General features: G+C 33.1%; 23 protein-coding genes and 1 pseudogene. 17 read left to right on the plus strand and 7 right to left on the minus strand.

All coding sequences use genetic code 11. The annotated features are described in order from the left end of the window. Window positions 1–337: Kae1-like domain-containing protein (locus tag JM172_RS21735; RefSeq protein ID WP_284730496.1), on the plus strand; the 337-nt coding region annotated here is incomplete at its 5' end. 820 nt (window positions 338–1,157) lie between these two features. Here the strand turns inward: JM172_RS21735 and JM172_RS21740 are convergent. Then, window positions 1,158–3,089, minus strand: a complete 1,932-nt coding sequence (locus tag JM172_RS21740; RefSeq protein ID WP_214484451.1) for an ABC-F family ATP-binding cassette domain-containing protein — start codon at window positions 3,087–3,089, stop codon at window positions 1,158–1,160. Between the two features lie 585 nt (window positions 3,090–3,674). Here JM172_RS21740 and moaC point away from each other — a divergent pair. The 5 genes from moaC to JM172_RS21765 all read left to right on the plus strand — a co-directional run bounded on the left by moaC (window position 3,675) and on the right by JM172_RS21765 (window position 6,781). Continuing rightward, window positions 3,675–4,160, plus strand: a complete 486-nt coding sequence (gene moaC / locus JM172_RS21745; RefSeq protein ID WP_214484452.1) for a cyclic pyranopterin monophosphate synthase MoaC — start codon at window positions 3,675–3,677, stop codon at window positions 4,158–4,160. 32 nt (window positions 4,161–4,192) lie between these two features. After that, window positions 4,193–4,831 (plus strand): redox-sensing transcriptional repressor Rex, encoded by a 639-nt coding sequence (locus JM172_RS21750; protein WP_214484453.1) that lies wholly within the window; start codon window positions 4,193–4,195, stop codon window positions 4,829–4,831. Window positions 4,832–4,929: 98 nt separating this feature from the next. Further along, window positions 4,930–5,106: a twin-arginine translocase TatA/TatE family subunit gene (locus JM172_RS21755; RefSeq protein ID WP_250886829.1), complete on the plus strand. Its 177-nt coding sequence runs from the start codon at window positions 4,930–4,932 to the stop codon at window positions 5,104–5,106. 17 nt (window positions 5,107–5,123) lie between these two features. After that, window positions 5,124–5,876 (plus strand): twin-arginine translocase subunit TatC, encoded by a 753-nt coding sequence (gene tatC, locus JM172_RS21760; protein WP_214484455.1) that lies wholly within the window; start codon window positions 5,124–5,126, stop codon window positions 5,874–5,876. Between the two features lie 170 nt (window positions 5,877–6,046). Beyond that, window positions 6,047–6,781, plus strand: coding sequence for a DUF2161 domain-containing phosphodiesterase (locus JM172_RS21765; protein WP_214484456.1), 735 nt, complete (start codon window positions 6,047–6,049; stop codon window positions 6,779–6,781). A 156-nt stretch (window positions 6,782–6,937) separates the two neighbouring features. On the opposite strand, the gene JM172_RS21770 is transcribed toward JM172_RS21765, so the two are convergent. Both JM172_RS21770 and JM172_RS21775 read right to left on the minus strand, forming a co-directional pair. Then, entirely contained in the window at window positions 6,938–7,132 is a 195-nt protein-coding gene (locus JM172_RS21770) for a YdiK family protein (RefSeq protein WP_214484457.1), read from the minus strand. Between the two features lie 3 nt (window positions 7,133–7,135). After that, a complete protein-coding gene (locus JM172_RS21775; protein WP_250886830.1) occupies window positions 7,136–7,894 on the minus strand; it encodes a CPBP family intramembrane glutamic endopeptidase in 759 nt (252 codons plus the stop codon). An 809-nt stretch (window positions 7,895–8,703) separates the two neighbouring features. Between JM172_RS21775 and groES the strand changes: the two genes are divergently transcribed. Both groES and groL read left to right on the plus strand, forming a co-directional pair. After that, window positions 8,704–8,988: a co-chaperone GroES gene (gene groES, locus JM172_RS21780; RefSeq protein ID WP_214484459.1), complete on the plus strand. Its 285-nt coding sequence runs from the start codon at window positions 8,704–8,706 to the stop codon at window positions 8,986–8,988. A 99-nt stretch (window positions 8,989–9,087) separates the two neighbouring features. Beyond that, on the plus strand, window positions 9,088–10,728 hold the full coding sequence (groL, locus tag JM172_RS21785; protein ID WP_214484460.1) for a chaperonin GroEL: 1,641 nt from the start codon (window positions 9,088–9,090) through the stop codon (window positions 10,726–10,728). Between the two features lie 391 nt (window positions 10,729–11,119). Here the strand turns inward: groL and JM172_RS21790 are convergent, their stop codons facing one another. Both JM172_RS21790 and JM172_RS21795 read right to left on the minus strand, forming a co-directional pair. After that, window positions 11,120–11,791 carry a hypothetical protein gene (locus JM172_RS21790; protein ID WP_214484461.1) on the minus strand — a complete coding sequence of 224 codons (672 nt, stop codon included), beginning with the start codon at window positions 11,789–11,791 and terminating at the stop codon, window positions 11,120–11,122. A gap of 343 nt (window positions 11,792–12,134) precedes the next feature. Next, window positions 12,135–12,386: a YncE family protein gene (locus JM172_RS21795; RefSeq protein ID WP_214484462.1), complete on the minus strand. Its 252-nt coding sequence runs from the start codon at window positions 12,384–12,386 to the stop codon at window positions 12,135–12,137. A gap of 806 nt (window positions 12,387–13,192) precedes the next feature. On the opposite strand from JM172_RS21795, the gene JM172_RS21800 reads away from it, so the two are divergent. The 8 genes and pseudogenes from JM172_RS21800 (at window position 13,193) to JM172_RS21825 (ending at window position 20,323) form a co-directional block, all read left to right on the plus strand. Beyond that, window positions 13,193–13,636: a hypothetical protein gene (locus JM172_RS21800; RefSeq protein WP_214484463.1), complete on the plus strand. Its 444-nt coding sequence runs from the start codon at window positions 13,193–13,195 to the stop codon at window positions 13,634–13,636. A gap of 627 nt (window positions 13,637–14,263) precedes the next feature. Then, a complete protein-coding gene (locus tag JM172_RS25275; protein WP_284730497.1) occupies window positions 14,264–14,395 on the plus strand; it encodes a hypothetical protein in 132 nt (43 codons plus the stop codon). Between the two features lie 343 nt (window positions 14,396–14,738). Next, entirely contained in the window at window positions 14,739–15,125 is a 387-nt protein-coding gene (locus JM172_RS21805) for a hypothetical protein (protein ID WP_214484464.1), read from the plus strand. Window positions 15,126–15,184: 59 nt separating this feature from the next. Next, window positions 15,185–15,928 carry a DUF4405 domain-containing protein gene (locus tag JM172_RS21810; protein ID WP_214484465.1) on the plus strand — a complete coding sequence of 248 codons (744 nt, stop codon included), beginning with the start codon at window positions 15,185–15,187 and terminating at the stop codon, window positions 15,926–15,928. Window positions 15,929–16,295: 367 nt separating this feature from the next. After that, window positions 16,296–16,647 (plus strand): annotated as a pseudogene (locus JM172_RS24930) (IS3 family transposase); the annotation flags it as partial. A gap of 774 nt (window positions 16,648–17,421) precedes the next feature. After that, window positions 17,422–19,197, plus strand: a complete 1,776-nt coding sequence (locus tag JM172_RS21815) for an ABC transporter ATP-binding protein (RefSeq protein ID WP_214484466.1) — start codon at window positions 17,422–17,424, stop codon at window positions 19,195–19,197. Between the two features lie 20 nt (window positions 19,198–19,217). After that, entirely contained in the window at window positions 19,218–19,748 is a 531-nt protein-coding gene (locus tag JM172_RS25510) for a MauE/DoxX family redox-associated membrane protein (RefSeq protein WP_214484467.1), read from the plus strand. A gap of 2 nt (window positions 19,749–19,750) precedes the next feature. Then, entirely contained in the window at window positions 19,751–20,323 is a 573-nt protein-coding gene (locus tag JM172_RS21825) for a thioredoxin domain-containing protein (protein WP_214484468.1), read from the plus strand. A 761-nt stretch (window positions 20,324–21,084) separates the two neighbouring features. Here the strand turns inward: JM172_RS21825 and JM172_RS21830 are convergent. Both JM172_RS21830 and JM172_RS21835 read right to left on the minus strand, forming a co-directional pair. Further along, complete coding sequence (locus JM172_RS21830) at window positions 21,085–21,975, minus strand: manganese catalase family protein (RefSeq protein WP_214484469.1); 891 nt, start codon at window positions 21,973–21,975, stop codon at window positions 21,085–21,087. A gap of 14 nt (window positions 21,976–21,989) precedes the next feature. Then, window positions 21,990–22,208: a YuzF family protein gene (locus tag JM172_RS21835; RefSeq protein ID WP_214484470.1), complete on the minus strand. Its 219-nt coding sequence runs from the start codon at window positions 22,206–22,208 to the stop codon at window positions 21,990–21,992. Between the two features lie 287 nt (window positions 22,209–22,495). On the opposite strand from JM172_RS21835, the gene JM172_RS21840 reads away from it, so the two are divergent. Continuing rightward, the gene (locus JM172_RS21840; protein WP_214484471.1) at window positions 22,496–23,461 is read left to right on the plus strand and encodes an AAA family ATPase; all 966 of its coding nucleotides are present in this window, start codon (window positions 22,496–22,498) and stop codon (window positions 23,459–23,461) included.

Genomic DNA, 23,461 nt, shown 5'->3' on the forward strand with positions numbered 1-23,461 from the left:
GAAGCAACGTGGTGAGGATTTAGCAACAAAAGATATCGCAGCAAGCTTTCAAGCAAGCGTAATAGATGTATTAGTCACAAAAACGATGTTAGCTGTTGATAAGTATAATGTCCAACAAGTATTATTAGCTGGTGGTGTAGCTGCCAATCAAGGGCTAAGAGCTGCTCTTAAAGAAAAATTTTCCTCAAAGGATGATATAGAATTAATTATTCCTCCGCTATCTCTATGTACAGATAATGCAGCAATGATTGCAGCAGCAGGTAGTGTTTTATATAAACAAGGAAAGCGTTCGGACATGGCTTTAAATGGGAACCCTGGCCTTGATATTGAGCAATAGTATAATGAATAATAACATAACAATGTTATGAAAGACCGTGATTCTTCCTGAGAATACGGTCTTTTTCCACAACTTTATCCACAGAAAAAATACTATTGTGGAAAATTAGTAACAAAAGCTAGTTTAAAAGCACTTTTGAAGCAAGAGAATAAGTGGATAACTTTGATAAAAACTGTGGATAATGTGTAAAAGTCGGTGTATAACATACACTACAATGAATTGTTTGTGGATAACTATGTGGAAGAGAAAACTACAATTCACATGAAGTGTAAAAGACATCTTTTTTGCAATGATTCTAGCGCTTATTGGGGATGAACATGGCGTTTGCGCTTTTGTTCTGTCTTACTAGCCTCTCGTGTTCACTTCACATTGCATTCCAACGCAAAAACGCTTTCAAATGCAATGGTTCCAGTGTTTGTTGAGGAAAAGTAGTCGTCTCCGCATTTCTTCATGTCCAGCTCCAGCGCCTATCCCCTCTAGTCACTTCGCCATTTTCCATGAAGGCAAAAAGCACCTTCACAGAAAATGCCTCCAGTGCTTGTCAGGGATGAACAAGGCGCTTGCGCTTTTCTTCATGTCCAGTTCCGCCTCCTAGCCTCTCGAGGTCGTTTCACTACAATCCTAAAAGGTAAAAAGCACCTTCTAGGATTGTAGTTCCAACGCTTGTCGAGGCAAAACAGTCGTCTCCACTTTTCTTCATGTCCAGCTCCAGCGCCTATCCCCTCTAGTCACTTCGCCATTTTCCATGAAGGCAAAAGCACCTTCACAGAAAATGCCTCCAGTGCTTGTCAGGGATGAACAAGGCGCTTGCGCTTTTCTTCTAATCATGGAGTGTTTCCCATTCGGTCATTAATTGTTCTAGTTGCTCCTGGTACTGTGAGTTTTCTTCATTAATCAAGGCCACTTTTTCGTGATCTTGAAAGATAGTTGGGTCACATAATAGAGTTTCATTTTCATCTATTTTTTGTTCGAGTTTTGATATCTCCATTTCTAGTTCTTCAATTTTTCTTTTTCTCTGACGCTGTAATTTCTTCATTTCCTTGTCTTGTTCATAAGTCAGCTTCGTCTGCGTTTTATCTTCCTTGATTGAAGGATTGACCACTTTTTGTTCATTTAACAGCTTGATTTCTTCAATCTCTGCTTTCTTTGATATGAAATAATCATAGTCTCCCAAATATTCAGTAATACCGTTTGGAGCAAGCTCATACACTTTCGTCGCTAGTCGGTTAATAAAATAGCGGTCGTGGGAGACGAATAGAATTGTACCAGGATAGTCAATCAATGCATTTTCAAGAACTTCTTTACTATCCAAGTCTAAATGGTTCGTAGGCTCGTCCAAAATTAACAGATTAGCTTTTTGTAACATAAGCTTTGCTAACGCAAGTCGTGCCTTTTGGCCGCCACTAAGTGTTGATACCGGCTTTAACACATCATCACCTGAAAATAAAAAGTTGCCTAACACTGTCCTTATATCCTTCTCTGATTTTGATGGATACTCATCCCACAGCTCATTAAGAACACTTTTATTAGAACTAAGATTTGCTTGTTCTTGGTCATAGTAGCCAACTTTAACATTTGATCCAAAGGAAAATTCTCCTTGTAGGGCTTGTATCTTATTAATCGCTGCCTTGAGTAAGGTTGATTTCCCAATACCATTTGGACCTACCAAAGCTACACTGTCACTTTTCATGATTTGAAAATTGATATGTTGGATAATAGGCTTGTTGTTTTCATATGAAACAGAAATATCATTGGCTTTCAAAACTTCATTTCCACTTTGACGTTCGATGTCGAAGTGGAACGAAGCTGATTTTTCATCTCCAGCAGGCTTCTCTAGAACTGTCATTTTTTCTAGTTGTTTTCTTCTACTCTGTGCTCGCTTTGTTGTTGAAGCTCGTGCTAAGTTTCGTTGAACGAAATCCTTAAGCTTAGCAATTTCACCTTGCTGCTTTTCATAAAGCTTTAAATCGTGTTCATAATTTTCTGCTTTCTTCTTTAAATAATCACTATAATTACCAATGAATTTTGCTGAATTAGTTCGAGAAATTTCGTATACTTGTGTAACGACTTTATCAAGGAAATAACGGTCATGAGATACAATGAGAATAGCTCCAGGATAGCCGAGTAAATATTGCTCTAACCAAGTGAGTGTATCAATGTCAAGGTGGTTAGTCGGCTCATCTAGTATTAATAAATTAGGCTTTGATAATAATAGCTTCCCTAAAGCAAGCCTCGTTTTTTGACCACCACTTAATGATGATATAGGTGTCGAATAATTGAAGCTTGAAAACTGGAGTCCATGTAGAACAGCTCGTACATCAGCTTCATATTGATAGCCGCCTTGTTCTTTATATTGAATTTGCAAATGATCATACTCTTTTAATAGTTTGTCGTAATCTGCCTTGTTTGACATTAGGCTTTGATTGGACATTTTCTCTTCCAGTTCACGTAATTCTATCTCCATTTTTTTTAACGGTTCAAACACGGTTAACATTTCTTCCCAAATAGATAAGTCTGAATCTAAGCCACTATGCTGTGCTAAATATCCAATAGAAATGTCTTTCGGTTTCATGACGCTTCCGCTATCATGAGACATATAACCTGCTATTATTTTCAATAAAGTTGATTTTCCAGCGCCGTTACGGCCAACGACAGCAATCCTATCTTTCAATTGTACTTCTAGCTTTATATTCGATAAAATAAGATCAGATCCAAAATATTTTGTGAGCTGATTCACTTGTAACACTATCATGTTAGTTCACCTCTGTTATAATAGTTTTAGTGTATCTTAAAATGTATGAAATGAGCAATATTCTTTCACTGGATTCCAATGTTTACTTATCAAAGGCTTGTGAAATGCATATTTTTAATAATAGTTTAGCTTATTTTGTATGCGCTTTCTTACTGAAGTCATATTAAACTTAGGTTGTAGACGTTAAGGCTCTTTTCGTAAACTTTGTTGCTATTGTGAATAATTTAGGACAGCATAAAATGAACTTATGCAATTGACCTCATTTATAATGAAAAAAGGTGCCTACAACCGCTAAGTTTATACGTATTTATTTCTTAGAACGAAAAGCAACAATTAATGCGAAAACAGCAGCCATGTACTGAGACACAAATACGAATTATTATATCGTTTGTTGCAGCTTCTCATCATTAAAACTATGACAATGGGCTAAATTATTCGTTACAATTCACCATTTATGAAAAAAGCCATGTACTCAAAAGGTGATAGAAATGGCCTTGGATGTACATATAGTTTTCACGCCTTGTTAAAGTAACGACAGGATTGTAAAAATAGTGTAGTATAGTCATATTGAGAGGTGAAAAGCAAGTGTCTTCATTTACACATTTTAATGATCAAGGTAGAGCAAAGATGGTTGATATTTCTGAAAAGGGCGAAACATTTAGAACTGCTATAGCGAGATCAAGTATCTCAGTTAATCAAGAAATTTATGAACAGATTATTCATTCAAAAATAAAAAAAGGGGATGTGTTAGCTGTAGCTCAAGTGGCTGGTATTATGGCTGCAAAAAAAACAGCAGATATTATCCCAATGTGTCACCCAATTAGTTTAAAGGGTGTCGATATCACGTTTACATGGGAAGAAAAAAAGCAATTATACAAGCTTATTATTATCGTAGAAGTTAAAACTAAAGGTAGTACAGGTGTTGAAATGGAAGCTCTAACTGCTGCTAGTACGTGTGCCTTAACTGTTTATGATATGTGTAAAGCAGTTGATAAAGGTATGGTTATTGGTCCAACTTATTTATTAGAGAAGACTGGTGGAAAGAACGGAGACTTTATTAGAGAGCAGTGAATGAATAGCTGTTTGAATGTGGGGGAATAGAAGTGAATAACGAACAAACAAAAATTCCACAAGCTACTGCAAAGCGTTTACCATTGTATTATCGTTTCATCAAAAATCTTCATGCTGCAGGTAAGCAGCGCGTATCTTCTGCTGAATTAAGCGAGGCTGTAAAAGTAGATTCTGCAACAATACGTAGAGATTTTTCGTATTTTGGTGCTTTAGGTAAAAAAGGATATGGTTATAATGTTAATTACTTATTAACGTTTTTTCGACAAACACTAGATCAAGATGAACTAACAAAAGTGGTGTTAATCGGGGTTGGGAATTTAGGTACTGCATTTTTAAATTACAACTTTATTAAAAATAATAATATGAAAATTGAACTTGCATTTGATGTTGATGAGCAAAAAATTGGCACTACAGTTGGAGATGTTCCTATTTATCATATGGATGACTTAGAAAAATATATTACCAAGGATGTAAGTGTCGCCATCTTAACTGTACCTGCACCAGTTGCGCAAGGGATGACTGACCGTTTAGTAGAAACAGGTATTAAGGGTATTTTGAATTTTACGCCAGCTCGAATTAATGTACCTGACCATATTAGGATTCATCACATTGATTTAGCAGTTGAATTACAATCTTTAGTTTATTTCCTTAAAAACTACCCAACTGAATAGTAGCTATATTGGCATTATGGTCGTTTACATGATCACCGAGTTATAAAAACAATTTATGCTTTATAATGATAGATCAGGAAAATTATTTGTAATTTATGATGGAGGTGAGACCAATTAACATAGGAATTGGAAGTCTTATATTAATTTTAGTGATCGCACTCGTTATCTTTGGTCCAAATAAGCTTCCTCAATTAGGAAAAGCTGCTGGAGAAACACTTAGAGAATTTAAGAGAGCGGCACAAGACATTGCAAATGAAAATAATAAAAAGAAGTAACAATAGGATGAGAAAGTATGAATGATAGTAAAGAAATGTCTGTATACGATCATATAGGAGAGCTAAGGAAGCGTCTAATTATCGCAGCCGTTTTCTTTGTTATGGCTACAATTGGAAGCTTTTTTTTGGCTGAGCCAATCATTGTCTATTTACAACAGGCTGATGAAGCAAAAGAGCTGACGATGAATGCATTTTCCTTAACTGATCCAATAAAAATTTATATGCAATTTGCTTTTATTATAGCTTTTGTAATTACTGCACCAGTTATTTTATACCAGCTTTGGGCGTTTATTAGCCCAGGCTTATATGAAAAAGAACGGAAAATCACTTTAAGTTATATACCAATATCAGTGTTACTATTTTTAGGTGGGGTTTCATTTTCCTATTTTATTCTATTTCCATTTGTTATTGAGTTTATGACGAGGATATCTGAACGCCTAACGGTTAATCAAGTTATTGGGATAAATGAATATTTCCAATTTCTATTCAAAATCACTATTCCATTTGGAATATTGTTTCAGCTTCCTGTCGTTGTGATGTTTTTAACTAGACTTGGCATAGTCTCGCCTATGTTTTTAGCGAAAATAAGAAAATACGCATATTTTGTTTTACTAGTTATAGCAGCATTTATTACGCCACCAGAGCTCATTTCACATCTGATGGTGACGATACCTTTATTTATTCTATATGAAATAAGTATCTTTATCTCAAAAATAACCTTTCGCAAAGTGGAAAAACTAGAACAGGAAAACATGGCTGAAAATGAGTAACAACCAAACCATAAATCATAATAAAGGTAATCAAAGTGAGTTTTTACAAATTGTAGAGGCTCACTTTTTTTTATAGTAAATCTAGCAGGTGTCATGTGAATATATTAAATATAAAGGTCGTATATTAACTAATATTTAAGCTTTGAATAAATGAAGAAAGTAATGATGTAATGAGCAATAAAACAACAAAATTGTATGAGGTTGATTTATATAAACCTATTCAAGAGCATTTTACAGAACAGGGCTATGAAGTATATGGAGAAGTCAACCATTGTGATATAGCAGCTATAAAAGACGATGAGCTAGTTATCGTGGAGCTTAAGCTTAATTTAAGTATAAAGCTGTTAATACAAGCTACTAAAAGGCAGCGTTTATCCGATCAGGTGTACATTGCTATCCCGAGACCTACATATTCTTTGCGTTCTAAAAAATGGCAGGATATTTGTTATTTGGTCAGAAGGTTAGAATTAGGCCTTATGATTGTAACTTTCAAAAAGGGTATTGCACAGGTAGAAATGATTATAGCTCCAGCTGACTTTGATCGGAAAAAAAGTATGCAAAGAAGCAAGAAAAAAAGAGATTTACTTTTAACTGAAATGCAAGGAAGGCATCGTAACCATAATGTTGGTGGGAGCAAGAATCAAAAAATTATAACGGCGTACAAAGAAAACTGTATTCATATTGCCTGTTGTCTCGAACGTTTCGACCAGTTATCAACAAGTGATCTTCGCGAGATGGGAACGGGTGACAAAACTGTATCCATTCTTAATAAAAATTATTACGGCTGGTTTGAAAGGGTGCGAAGAGGAACTTATACACTTAGTGATAAAGGCAAGAATGAGCTAATTTCATATCCACAACTTGTTCACTATTACGATGAATTAATAGCACATAAGCTTGGTTGATACAGAGAAAGGTATTTTGAATAACTGATATGTATATAGAGAAGAAAAGATCTCCCAAACATATTCGTGTTTGCTCTTATTACGAAAAGCAACAAATAATGTGATAACAGCCATAGAATAAAACAACCTTCCCATTAGCTAGGAAGGTTGTTTTAACTATTTTATTTTTTTCAGTTTGTTATGAAAGATAAACATACGAATAGCCACTCCAAAATCAAGGGTGGCTACAAAAGACAATATGAGAGTGGGGAAATTCCAAATTGTTTCTTGAGCTGATTGAATTGCGAGATATGTGAAAACGATCCCTATAAAACTATATATAAATCCAAAAAATAAAGGTGAGCGGCGCATATGTTAAAGTCCTCCAATAATCGACTGCATTTGTTCCAGTTGTTGTCGCATTTGTTCAATGTCATCCTTGTAGATAGTTTGTATTAAGACCACAAATGTATTCATTGAAACGTGTGCAATAATAGGTACGAGTATTCTTTTTGTTTTCACATAAAGAAAGGCAAAAGTAAATCCCATTGAACTGTATATGAGAATATGCTCTGGTTCGCCATGAACTAGGGCAAATATGACAGAACTAATAAGTGCTGATATCCAAAAATTATACTTCTTATACAACGAGCCAAATATGATCTTTCTAAAAATGATTTCCTCTAATATTGGTGCAATGATTGAAGTGACAATAATGAATAACGGGACTAATTCAAAAATTCCGATAAGCACTTCAGTATTTTCTGAGCCCGGATTAATTCCAAGTAACATTTCAATATTTGCTGCTAAAGATTGTGCAAATAACGCTAGGAAAATACCTGCGATTGACCAGAAAATGGCTTTACCAGTAGAGGGATAATCTTCAGGAATCACTCTATTAATCATATCTTTTTTCATAATAAAGAGAATTATCATTAATCCGAGGATAAAGCTAATTACGGCCCAATAACCAACCCTAATGACTATTGCAATATCATTTGATTGTGCTTCTTCGCCTACACCTAAAATTTCTAATAATGGCACACCTAAAGTCGCTGAAAATTGGACAATAATATACGCGATAATTACATACCAATAATGTCTTTCGAACGGTGGAAATATTTTTTTAATCAATAAAATAATCTCCTTTAAATGTTTGTTCATGCTGCTTTGATCTCTAATAGTATTTTGTTATTTGGGAATGTTTTGTTCCCCTTCGCAGCTTTTAGAGGTCACCATGTCATTTTATCAGAAAGAAAAAATCCCTATTCAAATGATTTATCTTAATGATTTGACATTGTTAGCTTTTACAACTATTTTCATCATAGTTGTCCGATTAAAATATGCATTAATAATGTATGTCCAATACACACAGGTTAGTACAATACTTACCGTATTTTATCACAGTATTCTAATTTACTCATGTATATTATGTTTTTTATGTTTATTCCTCCTTATTTGTGACATAATTTTAAGGGGTCAGATGATAAGGATATTTACATATGAAGTTATACATTTTATTTCAAGCATGTAAAACCTACTTAACGCTCCAATACACCAACAGTAGTAATATTAATTCTACAAGGTCCTAGACATAGGGCGCTGTTGATATAAATGATGTTTTTTATACTAAGATTTTGCCAAGTACTTAACTAGAGTGACAACCGAACAAAACACTTTCTATGGTTTTATGCTGGTCACAATAACAATAAAGTTTACGAAGAGAGCCTTATAAAAGTAGGACGAATGTTGTGGTTATACAAGGGAGAACTTGTCTATTTATGGGGTATATATGAAATTAGGAATTTTTTTCTGCTTTAGACTTGCAAAAACATGTGAGATTCATTAATATAATAGTTGTGTTAGCACTCAAGTATAGCGAGTGCTAATAGAAGAATATTGAAAAATAATACCATTTAAATTATTTGAGGAGGTTGTTTCACTTGTTAAAGCCATTAGGTGATCGTGTTGTTATTCAAATTGAAGAAACAGAAGAAAAGACTGCAAGTGGTATCGTATTACCGGATACTGCAAAGGAAAAGCCTCAAGAAGGAAAAGTTGTAGCTGTTGGTTCTGGTCGAGTATTAGACAGCGGTGAGCGTGTAGCTCTTGAAGTAGCTGTAGGTGATAGTATCATCTTCTCAAAATATGCTGGTACTGAAGTAAAATCTGACGGTAAAGAATACTTAATCGTACGTGAAAGCGATATTTTAGCTGTACTTAGCTAATTTTATCCACCTTTGTACTTAACATAATGTGTGATGTTCAACAGCATACGGATTGAACATTATTTAATAGATTAGGAAAATTTGAGGAGGTAAAACAATATGGCAAAAGATATTAAATTTAGCGAAGAAGCACGCCGTTCTATGCTAAGTGGTGTAGATGCACTAGCTAATGCTGTAAAAGTTACATTAGGACCTAAAGGACGTAATGTAGTATTAGAGAAAAAATTTGGTTCTCCATTAATTACAAATGATGGTGTTACAATTGCAAAAGAAATCGAATTAGAAGATGCATTTGAAAACATGGGTGCAAAGCTAGTTGCTGAAGTAGCTAGTAAAACAAATGATGTAGCTGGTGACGGTACTACTACAGCAACTGTTTTAGCACAAGCAATGATTACTGAAGGTCTTAAAAACGTAACTGCTGGTGCAAACCCTATGGGCGTTCGTAAAGGAATTGAGAAAGCTACTAAAGTTGCAGTTGAAGAGCTTAAAGCAATCTCAAAACAGATTGAAGGTAAAGAATCAATTTCTCAAGTAGCTGCAATTTCTTCATCTGATGAAGAAGTAGGTCAATTAATTGCAGAAGCTATGGAACGCGTTGGTAATGATGGTGTTATCACTATTGAAGAATCAAAAGGCTTCGCAACTGAATTAGAAGTTGTTGAAGGTATGCAATTTGACCGTGGATATGCTTCTCCATACATGGTTACTGATTCAGATAAAATGGAAGCTGTATTAGAAAATCCATATATCTTAATCACTGATAAGAAAATTGCTAATATCCAAGAAGTGTTACCTGTATTAGAGCAAGTTGTTCAACAAGGTAAACCACTTTTAATGATTGCTGAAGATGTAGAAGGCGAAGCTTTAGCTACACTAGTTGTAAACAAACTTCGTGGTACATTTAATGCAGTAGCTGTTAAAGCTCCTGGATTTGGTGACCGTCGTAAAGCAATGCTAGAAGATATCTCTATCCTAACTGGTGCTGAAGTAATCACTGAAGACTTAGGATTGGACTTGAAAGCTACTACTGTTGCTCAATTAGGTCGTGCTTCAAAAGTTGTTGTAACAAAAGAAAATACAACAATTGTTGAAGGTACTGGCGCATCTGATAAAATTGCAGCTCGCGTAAACCAAATTCGTACACAATTAGAAGAAACAACTTCTGAATTTGATAAAGAAAAATTACAAGAGCGCTTAGCTAAATTAGCTGGTGGCGTAGCTGTAATCAAAGTTGGTGCAGCTACAGAAACTGAATTAAAAGAACGTAAGCTACGTATCGAAGATGCTTTAAATGCAACGCGCGCAGCTGTTGAAGAAGGTATTGTTTCTGGTGGTGGTACTGCACTAGTAAATGTACACAGCAAAGTATCAGCAATTGAAGCTGACGGAGATAAAGCTACTGGTGTAAATATCGTCTTACGTGCACTTGAAGAGCCAATTAGACAAATCGCTCACAACGCTGGCTTAGAAGGATCTGTGGTTGTAGATCGTCTAAAACGTGAAGAAGTTGGCGTAGGCTTCAACGCAGCAACTGGCGAGTGGGTTAACATGATCGACACTGGTATCGTAGACCCAACAAAAGTTACTCGTTCAGCATTACAAAATGCAGCATCTGTTGCAGCAATGTTCTTAACAACCGAAGCTGTAGTAGCTGACCAACCTGAAGAAGGTGGCGCACCTGCAATGCCTGACATGGGCGGAATGGGCGGCATGGGTGGAATGGGCGGCATGATGTAATCTGCCCCTCAAACCCTTGATAGATAAGGATTTGTTGGTAAAGTGAGAGTAGTTTGCTAACATTTTGCTAACATTGAGGATATTAACAGAGGCTTCTCATGAGTTCGGTGAACTTTTGGGAAGCCTCTTTTTTCATAGACTTAGTAATATGTGTATTAACATGTTTTGGTGTGTCACCATCTTTATGCTAAGAAGTTCTATAGTTTAAAGTCAATTCACTCCAATCTCTGCAAGTATTAAATGTAGGAGTATGTCTCAATGAGTGTGGAGTTAAATCGGTATTTAGCCCTGAAATTATTAATAATCTCCTCATTCAGTTTCCATATCTAACTTGTGAATAGTTTAAATTGAGAAGGTAAGTTAAAAAAAGGTTTATATAATGAAACTTACATCATAAGGACTTGATGGAGGGTAAATATTTAAGTAATTCTTGTTCTATTTGGCGAAGAGTTTTCCCATCTGTCTCAATCCTATTTTCTTCTGCCATCCTTAGTGTCCATTTGTAATCTTCAGCAGTATAATACTCATCATATATTTCAAATGTACCTTTTTTTCGTATATCCATTATTTCTGCTAACAACTGATCTGATGATTTGTCTTCAAAGTTAATTCCTAATTTATGTGCTTCCCTATATAGATTAATTTGTGATTTTCCTTCCATGATTTCTTGGTTAATTTCCACTTGAGTCTTTCCAGCTTTATCTACACGAAAAGCGCTTATTCTTCGTTTTACCATTTCTTCTTCAGGTAAATGATCATCTCCTTCATATCCTATGATACTAAAACCCTGTTTTCCGAGTATACGGTAGTAGTTATCCTTATTTATTTGATTTCCTTGTGAATCTATAATTCCATTTTCACCATCAAATTTTATTACTAACTTGCCATCAGAAGTTTTTAAGCCCTCATAATCATACATCCAAAGAGATTCGTCTTTAGAAAATTGATTAGGTTCACCTTGCAATCGATCAAAAAATTTGTTCTTATAAGCCAAAGTAACTACTGTTACACTTCCAAATGCAATAGTAGAAGCAACCACTGTTGCTACAATGATTTTCTTCATAATTAAGACTCCTTTTATATCTTGTAGTTTTGATTTTGATTTGTATTGTAATATTCAATTCTTAATATTATGGGTAGATATTTCTTAAGATTATCTTAATAAAGGAAGCACGACAGTTAAAATGAGCTGTAAAGTATATCATTTTTTAGAGAGGAATTTTTTATAGAAACACAGTCAACTAGAATGGGAATAGTCTAGGATGCTTTTTAGTAATGACCTTCAGTTACCTCGAGGGATATAGGAGTTAATCAAGACCTTGTGGATTATCCTGTGGATAATTTTAGCTTATAAATCCTATGTTATATAGTGGTTACTAAAGTGGAGGAGAATTGTTGATTTTTGATTAAGAGGGCACTTCAAACACATAAGCAAACTTCCCTTCCGGGGTAAAAATAACATTAGATGGCGGGAAAAGCAGTTGGATAGTAGCGGTAACGGAATGAGTTTTTATCTTAATGATGGTAACTGTATCAGAATCTGAATTTGTAACAAAAGCAACTTTTCCATCAGGAGTAAAAGTAGCATTAGAGTTTAATCCTACCGGGAGAGTAGCGATCACACTATGAGTTTTCGCATCATTTACAGCAGTTGTCAAAAAATTCAACCTTTAAAAGTAATAGTTATTTCTATGGTATAAGTGTATCACTTGAATGATATCGAACAGTGGAATTTAGACTGACTATAATCGAAAGCTAATGAGGGTTTTAGAAAACTCCTGAGTAATTATGTTTGGTAAATTATAAAGGTCCTTGTTGTTAACTTTGTTGCTATTGTTACCAAATCAGCACATTAAACAGTGAGTTTAAAGTCATCGTTGTACAGAAGAAAAGATGCCACGAACGCTAGTTGAAACGTGTTTATTTCTTAAATGAAAAACAGCTATTTTTAAAACACCTCGTAAGCCAATTTAAGGTGTTTTTAATAGAAGGAGTTATTTATTATTCATTATTTTTGGATTCCTTGATCCCGTTAATAATAGCTAATTTTATTATCCAATAAAGAACGAAAAATTTAACAAACGAAATAAAAAATTGGTAAATTAACCCTTTGGTGAAATAGGAGTTGACTAACAAATTTCTTATATTTTCAATGATTTCGAACATAATTACCTCCAGTTAAAACTTGTGTAAAGATAAAGTGTTTTTTGTGTATTATTACCAAAAACATAAAATTTATATTAAACAAAATAAGCAGCGAGTAAATTGGGGAGGTATAAGTAAAGTGTTATGAAAACTCAAGAGTTATTGTGAAAGACTTGAATCTAAGAAGCATGAATATATAGTCAAATTGAATTTAACTACACATCGATAGTTTTATATTACAACTTTTACAGACATCTCCCCACACAATAATATCTAGACAGCCATATATATAAATAAAATATTTAAGGGAGATGACGGAATGAGTAACCAATTGTGTAGAGGTAATGGCGAAGGCTTTGAGATAGTTGACTTTCAATTTCATATTCCTGCAACAAACGATGTGGACTTAGGGTCTCTTTCAACTGATTCAAATTATCCTACAACAATTGCACTGTTAACACTAAATAACTTAAAACCTGGTGATATTGTATTGCTAAGTTGGACATTTGTATTAAACAACCAAGGTGGTGATGAATTTACTCATCAAGTATGGAGAGGAGATACCACTATTCATAGGTCAATCAGAGGAATTGAAGGTGGCGGAGAAGATATTAGTATAACATCTTCTCAAACGATTGATAAAATTAATAGTTATCAATGTGCTACTTATAGATTAACTGGTTTTGCAAATAACCCAGCCATAAACCTTAATGGACCTGTTAATTTTAGCGCACAGCAATTAAGACCGAAAATCAAATTATGAAAAATGATTATGAAATCTATGAATTTACAAGTGGATTAGGTGTTTTGGTGATGAATTTCAATCTATCTTAACTAAAATAGGTATGAAAAAGAAAATTGCTGTGAAAATAGGTACTTTGTTAATAATCGCAGCTGTATGACCATATTATAAAACTTTTCTACACAATGATTTTAATTTAGGAGGGATTATCTTGCGCATCAGTAGTTATAACAAAAGATTTAGAAGTTGGTCAACAAAACAACCAATACTCATGCTGGTGAAGAATCCAAAATCCAAAACAGAATACCACGTTTCATATTATCACTCCTTTGAATTTGGGAATAAAGGTTAATGGTACCCATAGATTATGTTTGATAGGGATGTTCACATAATAAAAGAAGGTGAAGTTTATCGAGCTAACTGTCCAGCATGTACATATACTTTGTTTAACGATAAAGGAATGGTAAGGGTGAATAAAATTTGCTGGCAACAGTAGATATGATTGCTTACTAAAGATAGAGCTTTGAAAAAGAGTTAAGGGGTGAATTGAGTGGCTAAAATTAAAGAAATTGATATAAGCCAACAAACTAAGTCAAGTAATTTCATAAGTACAACAATATTAATGATCGAACAAGCAAAGCCACTTAGATGAGGTTAGATCCATCCGGTAAATTCAACACTCATAATGGGAAAATAGCGGATTGGGAGATTACAAAAGAAAAGAAGAAGACTATATACCTATCTGACAGCAGGTGGGCACTAATCATTGCAGCATTTTAGTTGTGTGGTTGGTGTCCTCTTTTAGTTGCTAAAAGAGGATGGTTTGAATGAATGCTGTGAAAAATGTTTAAGTTAAATTCTATCAAATTCAACCAGAAGTGTGAAACAACGTAAGCAATATAAAAAAGGCTTTCGAGAATGGGAAGAGTTAATGAGATAAAATAGGAGCCATTACTGAAATTTCTCTAATTCAAATAAAAGGTTGATAAAATCAGCAAAAATCCCTTTAATGTACCATTTACTAAATGGACAGAAAAATTTACATATTTTTTTGGTTTTTTGTAGCACAAAAAATGCTATAATGTTGTTAGGATTTTTGTGCTACAAAAAAAGGAGTGTTTAAATGAATCAAATAACCTTTTCCTCATACGGAGAATTAGAGCAATTGTTGAAAGAAAAATTCTATAAGAAAGCAAAGTTTATCGGGTTAAGTGATGAAGAAATTCAGCTATCTATCATTTATAAAAAGAAAGCGAAAGATCTGTGGGATAAGCATAATTGTCAACAGGTAATTGAACAGTATGGCACTGTTACGATAGAGGCTTGGATGGATGAAGAAGGAAATAGGAGAACCAAAAGAGGAAGGCCTAGAAAAGAAAAGTCAGAAAAACTTAGTTTTCCATTACACGTTCGATTGGATGAGGAGTCTTTTAAGAAACTTAATAATTATGCAAAGGAACATGATGTAAACTGTTCAACAGCAATTAGAATGATATTAAAAAATTTATAATTAGTGAATTGAAGGACCTTCGTTAATATAATTAATGGTGTTATTCAGGAGGATTGAAAATGAAAAAGAATCGTTTTAAATTTTGTTTTGATTTATTGATTGCAATTACATTTAGCTTATTATTTGCTCCAGCTATCACCAGTGTAGCATTTCATGAAATAGCTAGTATTTTATTGGCGGTAGCATTATTTATTCATTTATTCTTAAACAAAGATTGGATCATTGGTATGAGCAAAAAAATTTTCTCAAAAAGTATAAGAGGAAAAGCCTTACTATCATACTTATTAAATATAACCCTGTTGTTAGATATGTTGTTTATTATGGTAAGTGGATTATTAATTTCCGAGGTTATCTTTCCTAATTTTAGATATTTCACAAGCATAAATTGGCTTGCTCTTCATATTATTTTGTCAATCCTCGGATTACTTATAGTAGGGATTCATTTAGGATTACATTGGCAATGGATCAAACAAATTGGAAGCCAATACCCTAAATTAAAGAAGCTATTTTCTTTTCGTAAACCTTCTCGGATAAAAATTTTACGTATATTGTTGCTTATTGGGACAATTTTCTTGTTGGTCCAAATATTTAAATTGACTGTTGTATCGATGGAGTTAGTTAGTGGTCCGAGTTTAGGTGCTGAAAGTGCGGGAACAGAAGGGCATGAAAATCTATTTTCAGTTAACATATTAGGAATTTTACCAGTCTTCACAATCTATTCATGCCTTTTGGGTTCAATTGCTTTTTATACCAACTTAATAGAAAAAAGGGTCATGAATAAGAAACATACAAGGACGTCCTAATGGCATTTCACTTTTCGAAAATTAATCAAAATAAGTAGCTAATGTTGTATTTTTTTCTAGTGAGATCAAAGTTTTACAAAGAAACATATGTGAACAAGATTAACCTAGAGGAAGAAAGCTGCAACAAGTGACATAACCGTTAATGAAATAGTATTTTTGAATGCTGTAAATGTCTGCAGACCGCCTAAAAGGTTATTAAAAAAATATTTTTTCATAATATAAAATACAGTGAGGTATTTAATCGTTTATTAGCTCCCTAACGACACCAAATGGGTAGGGAGTACATAAGTTACATTAGTATATATTTAGTCACCTTGTAACATTTAGTACCGCCTTTTACTAAAATGTACCCTATAGAATAAGCACTTTAAAAAGTCTTCTTATAGGGTACATTTTTGTTGTCTATAATTTGAAGCTTATACGACGAATAATGAAGAAGCAGCCGCCATTATATGCCATATTAGAAAGGCAAACTCTTATAGACGAATGATGAAAGCAACACAAGAACATAGGATTGTACCCAATCTGTTGGACCGACAATTTAAGTAAGTCCCTGGAAAAGTACTCCTCTAACCGATATCACATATTTATTTTACGTAAGGGGTCAGAAAGCCTATTTGTCCACTATTAAAGATGGATCGACCAGTGAAATCTTAGCCTATCACGTATCAGATCGTATAACCATGAATTTAGCTACAGAGAGCCTATTAAAGCTAAAGTAAGAGAAATTGTAAACCTTTCTTAGTAAAAGTAAATAAATAGATTCATAAATCCTAACATGAATGGGAGCTTAAATAACTAAAAAGGTAGAGATAGTATAAGTTTTATATAATTTTTCTCATGCCTATTTTTCATAAGCTAGAACAGTTAAGCTCCTTCTTTAAAACAACATAATATCTATTTAACAAAAATAAATTAGGGTAATAATTCAGTGAAAGAAAAAGTGCAGATAAAAGTAAATTTCGACAATTTTATTGAAAATTTTGAAATAAATTGTTGACTAAATAGTAAAAATATACTAAATTGTTATTTAGTATACTTTATAGGATAAATTAGTATTAAAGGAATTTTTTTCTTTTTTATCTAAATTTATCTTATTGGTCTACTGAAAAATTCTAAGAACTCGCGAGCTTCATTAGAAAAACATTATCTTTGAGGGGAGTCGGTTAAATGTTAGCAAAGTTAGCAAATCTTTTATCAGGAAATTCTAAATTACAAGGTGAATGTGTTGACGAGAGATGTGAATGTGGATTCTACACAATTTGTGGTTGGGATCCTTCAGAAGGAAGAAAAGTGTGTTTCTGCACAAGAATCAAATAATTGTATATTACATCTAACGTAATATCTATAGCTTTCTCAGTTAATTAGTTAATATATAACTATTGAGTGCACTCATATTATTAACTAGTATGAAAAAAGACTGATAATTAACATAAGTAATTATCAGTCTTTTTTCTTGTAAATTAATCTTTTTATGTGTTAGAGGAGACATCATGAAAAATAACTATTATAAAAGATCATTCTATCTTGTCTTTAAATATGCAAAGTATTGGGTATTACTGTCTCTCATTTTCGCAATCATTACAGGGTTTGTGCCAATTATTACGGTTTGGCTATCAAAGGAAATTATTAACTTTATATCATCCGTATTAAGAGGGGATAATGATATTAATAGTCACCAACTTTGGCTATTATTATTTCTACAATTAATTGTACTTATTATCCAAAAATCTATTGGAAATATTAAGTTATATGTAAATTCAAAGTACGAAAAAAAACTTGATTATATTTTGGAAAAGATGGTATCAGAAAAGTCAGTCGGGTCTCCTTTAGCATTTTTTGAAAATGCAAAGTTTCATAATCATCTAGATAGAATTCAATATAATAAAGGAATTAGGTTGATGTCACCTGTAGTGTCTACTTTGAACATCTTTGAAGGAATAATTACTCTTACAAGCTTATTTATCTTTTTAATTTCATACCATTGGCTACTGATAGTGATTGTAATGGTAATTGTCATACCAATTATTTACTTAAGAGTAAAATACGGTAAGATGGAATTTCAAATGCATTTACACCAAACTCCTAAAGCAAGAGAGCAAGCATATCTCTCAGCATTACTTACTAATCGTGTCAGTGCAAGTGAGATAAGAATATTTAATCTTAAAGATTTCTTTCTTAATAGATGGGCATTTCTATTTAAAAAAATTAGTAAAGAATATTTAACTCTTATAAAGTCTAGAGAGTTTGCAAATATATGTATTAATGTGTTGTCATCAGCTTTATATTTTCTAGTAAGTGTTTTCTTATTGAAGTTTGTAAGAAATAAATCAATCCAAATAGGGGATTTTGTAAGTGTTCTTCAATCAGTGCAAGCTGCCGAAAGAAGCCTAATTGATATTTCATACAATATAGGTGAAATATACAGTGATAGTCTTTATATTAGAGATCTTTTTGAGTTTTTGGATTTTCAAGATTCTAATTATGAACTAAATGAATCAAAAGAAAATAGGCCATTTAGTTTCAATTCTAGTATTGAATTTAAAAATGTTTCATTTAAATATCCTTACAGTGAGCAACAAGCGTTGAAAAATATAAGTTTTAAAATTGAGTGTGGAGAAAAAATAGCTATCGTTGGTCAAAATGGCTCTGGGAAAACAACTCTAATTTATTGTTTGATGGGTTTATACCCTATTAATAAAGGGGAAATTTTAGTAGATGGAATTAATATAAACGATATTGATAGATCGGAACTCTTTAAGAAAATCACAGTAATTTTCCAAGATTACATGAAGTATAATTTATCTTTAAAACGTAATATAATTTTAGATAGCCCAGTTGATGATGAAAAATTACAGACAGTAATGAGTATGTCAGGTGTTGATTCAATTACTAAAAACCTTAAAGATGGAGAAGAAACAATTTTGGGGAAGATATTTTTAGAAGGAGAAGATCTTTCAGAAGGTCAATGGCAAAAGATTGCAATTTCAAGAGCATTATATAAAGAGGGAGAAATATTTGTTCTTGATGAACCAACCTCAGCTCTTGATCCAAAAGCAGAATTAGAAGTTTATAATCAATTTGATAACCTAACGAATAATAAAACAGGCATTTTTATTTCTCATAGGATGGCCTCTGCAAGATTAGCTGATAAGATTTTTGTATTGCAAAATGGAGAAATTATTGAAGAAGGAAGTCATGAAACTTTAATGAATTTAAATCGTGAGTATGCTCAGATGTATCAAATGCAATTAGATTGGTACAAATAAAAATCTAAATGGGTGGTTGTATGGTTAACCTATCATTAATTTGTCAATTGTTCTTCATAATCTTGTTTTTATCTACAGCATTCAGTAAAGTAACGAAATTTAAAGAGCATGCAAGTATTTTTAAGTCTTTAGTATTTCTAAAAAAAATCCCTGTTCATGTGCTGCTTATTTTTCTGATTTTTGTGGAGGTAAGTATTCCAATTGGGTTTATATTCAATATAAATTATACCTTAACCCTATATGCTGCAAGCGTACTATTAATTTTGTATACCCTGGGTATAATCGTCCATCTAGTAAACAGCAAAGAAAAAATGAACTGTGGGTGTGGAGGTATTTTAAATTCAGAAGAATTATCTACTGGTATTGTTATAAGGAATTTGTTTTTCGTTGCTATTTTGGTGTTAATGGCGACCTTTCCAGTACAAATAAAATGGAGTATTAACTTAATTCCTTTTATATTCTCGAGTATTCTTCTGGCAAATTTTTACTACCTATTCTCAGAATATAGATTAAGCATGAAAAAAATAGATTCGTTAGAAAGGGGTCTTTAAAAATGGAAACGACTTGGAATATTTTAATAATTGTATTGTTTATAATAGTATTTTCACTTGTTATTCTCAATATTAGAATGCTTAAGTTGATTGGAAGGTATATACAATTTGTAGAGTCAATGAAAATGGGTATTCCTCGTAATAAACAAATTGAAAAAATCCCTAATATGGTTTTACAATCCGATTTAAACAAAGAAGTTACTCTAAATATAGATAATAACTTAGAAAAAGATCTTCTTTTGATATTCATCTCACCAAATTGTAGTGCATGTAAATCTTTATATCCTGACTTGAAGAATGATTTAAATGGTTATAAAGATGTTTTTACAATGATTGTCTCTAGAGGTGAATCTGAAGAAAATCAAAAATACTACGATCATTTTAAAAATGAAGGTTTAAATTACGTCAGCGATAAAAATCTTTTTGACAAAATGGGTGTATATAGCTTTCCTTATGCCATGTACGTAAGGAAAGATAAAAAAATATTGGCACAAGGACATCCTGGTGATTCAAGCTTTATTTATAAAATGGTTGAAAAAAATAGTGCTCAAAGTGAAAAGCAATTAATAGGATAATATTTATAGTTGAATTATCGAATGTTATATCTATTATGTAGTTTAGCAATCTTAAGTCAATTTGAAAAATGTATTTATTGATGACCGATCTTAAAGATTTGAGAACGATGTTGCATATAAATATAGTTCAGTTTTATATGAAAATAAATCTAGAAAATTATGTAAAATCAATTTTAGACTATGATAAGGTTATTGAATTAAATGAAAAAGATATAAGTACGTTTGAATACAGAGCAACACTACATTAAAAGCAAGGAGACTTAAGGAAAGCAATAGCAGATTATGGTAAGGTAATTATATTAGATAAGTTAAATAAAGAGCATGTATTAATAAGGCTTATATATAATTAGAGGAATTCAAAAAAGCAATATATTGTTTAACAAATTTTCAATGTGGATTAATATCAAAAATACCCAAGATATTAATAGAAAGCTATGAAAATAAATCTCCTTCAATACATAAAAGAACGCCAATAACGAATGAAAATATTGAAGAAATATATGCAAAGTGTTATGGGAAGACTAATCTGGACAAATAATTGAGGAAAAAATATCATTATATCGATGAAGGTGAATATAGTCTTCTTGCTATACTGTCTCCTTTGTTTGTATAAGATTCATGGAAGTTGTCAAACAACAGTGTGTGCCAATCCTAGAATACTTAGGAGTTTTTTTCTTGTTAAAAAAGGCTGCGAAAAAATCATTTTCATTGCTTTTCTCTCAGCCTTGTAAAATCCCCAACTTCTAAATCTCTATAATATGTTACAAGTTCTCCATCAATTTCTTTGCAATTCGTTCATAATCATCTCTATCGATTCCTGGCGCAAATTCTTCTGGCATATCATCTAAGTCTGGTATTGGTGCGCCTTCAGGTGTCCCCTCTATGACTGCTAATGGCTCGCCATTTTCAGGGTTAGTACCTTTCCAAATTTTATTAATGTCTTTATAGTCTGTATCACTCCATGTGTATAAGATGTTATTCAATCCCTGTTCTTCATATTTTCTAGCATAATCAAATTTTGAATTGTCTAGGTCAGGCACTGGGAGCATTTTCTTGACATCAACTCCTGTTGCAATTTCTAATGCTTTTGCATATGCGAGTGCATGTGTGCCTCCTCGTACTAATAGATAGCCAATCATTTCCCTGGCTGTTGGATGATCCGTCATTTCATATACACGCATTTTATGTGTACGAGCACCTAGTTCTAAGAAGAAATTGTGCAAAAGATCAAGTACGAGGTTTCCGCTATTAAACACGTAATCTCCTGTCCATGCCTTGCCCATTGAGTCACCTGGTAAGGCTGTCTGCGCTGTAGCAATATATTGGTACGTATTTCGTTTATTTAAGCCGTTTTGAAGGGGTGTTATGTTTGGGTCTCCTGGAAAAGTGATGCCTCTTGACAATAAATTTATTGTGTTGTTCACCAGTTCAACATGCCCAAACTCTTCAGCAGTAATGCTAGCGACAAGATCATAAAAGGGTTTAAACTTAGATTTATTACGAAAGCCGAAGGACTGATACATATAGTTATTCAGCGTTGACATTTCACCGAAGCGACCTCCAAGTAATTCTTGGACTGCAGCAGCAGCGTTGGCATCTCCGTGCTCAGGTATAGTTAGAGCAATTTGCAAACGGTTAAGTCGTTTAAACATGGTAATGCCTCCTTTTAACCTTGAGTGGGCGATATCCAAACAATGTGCTGGGTTCTCACGAAAAATGGTGATTTACTAACTTCAATGACAATATGATCAGGCATAACTGTTTGTAAAACTCCTCTTAATGAACCTTGTGTTGTTTGAACTACGACATTTGTTCCGCGGATAGAAGATAAGGCTTGATAAACATATGGATCAAACAAATATAGTGGAGTATTTTGAGGGTTCATTTCCTCAGCTCCTTTTATCAAAATGTATCTAAGATATATATGTTAAGAAAGACAGAAACATTCAATTTATTACGAAAATAACACGGTCATTAATTACATTATTTAACAAGGAAACTAATTACCAAATGGATATTTCTAGCTAGTAAATAACAACTTCCTTTATAATGGAATTATTGTCATTGTCTTGAACTTAGATAGCTATTTTTATAGAATATGTAAATAGTAGGATTTCATCATCTATTGTCGAATCATAGATATCAAACATTTTATTTTACAGGGGGATAAATATGGAAGTTGCTGCTACGTTTCATCCAGTACTGAATAAAGTTATTGAAAATATTGAAAAAGTAATGATAGGAAAACGGGATATTACCATCTTAAGCTTAACTGCTCTGTTAGCTGAGGGACATGTGTTGCTAGAGGATGTACCTGGTGTGGGTAAAACGATGATGGTACGTTCTCTTGCAAAATCAGTTAATGCAGATTTTAAACGTATTCAATTTACCCCAGATTTATTACCTTCTGATGTAACTGGGGTTTCTATTTATAATCCAAAGGAAATGAAATTTGAATTTCGACCAGGTCCTATTATGGGAGATATTGTTTTAGCAGATGAGATTAATCGAACATCACCAAAAACACAATCAGCCTTATTAGAAGCAATGGAGGAAGGTAGTGTAACCATTGATGGGGTTTCATGGACATTATCAAAGCCATTTTTCGTTATGGCAACACAAAACCCAATTGAATATGAAGGAACTTATCCACTACCTGAAGCACAACTTGATCGTTTTTTACTAAAAATGAAAATGGGATATCCAACTGTACAAGAAGAGATCGAAGTGTTGACAAGAGCGGAGAAAAGTAAGCCGATAGATGAGTTAACGTCTGTGATAAATTTAGGAGAGCTTAGCCAACTACAAGATGAAGCGAAGGAAGTTTACGTGGATGATCAATTGAAACAGTATATTGTTGACCTTGTTTTAGGGACACGTAATCATACATCTACGTACTTAGGAGTTAGTCCAAGGGGCTCGCTTGCGCTTATGAAAGCTTGTCAGGCATTTGCTCTTATCCATGATAGAGACTACGTTATACCTGATGATGTACAATATTTAGCACAGTTTGTTCTTTCTCACCGCATTATTTTAAAATCGGAAGCAAAGTTCGAAGGTTTAAGTACAGAGGATATCATTGAACAAGTAATTAAAAGAACACGTATACCTATTCAACGTCAAAGATCGCTGAGGTAA

Source organism: Bacillus sp. SM2101, from assembly GCF_018588585.1.
Lineage (GTDB): Bacteria > Bacillota > Bacilli > Bacillales > SM2101 > Nanhaiella > Nanhaiella sioensis.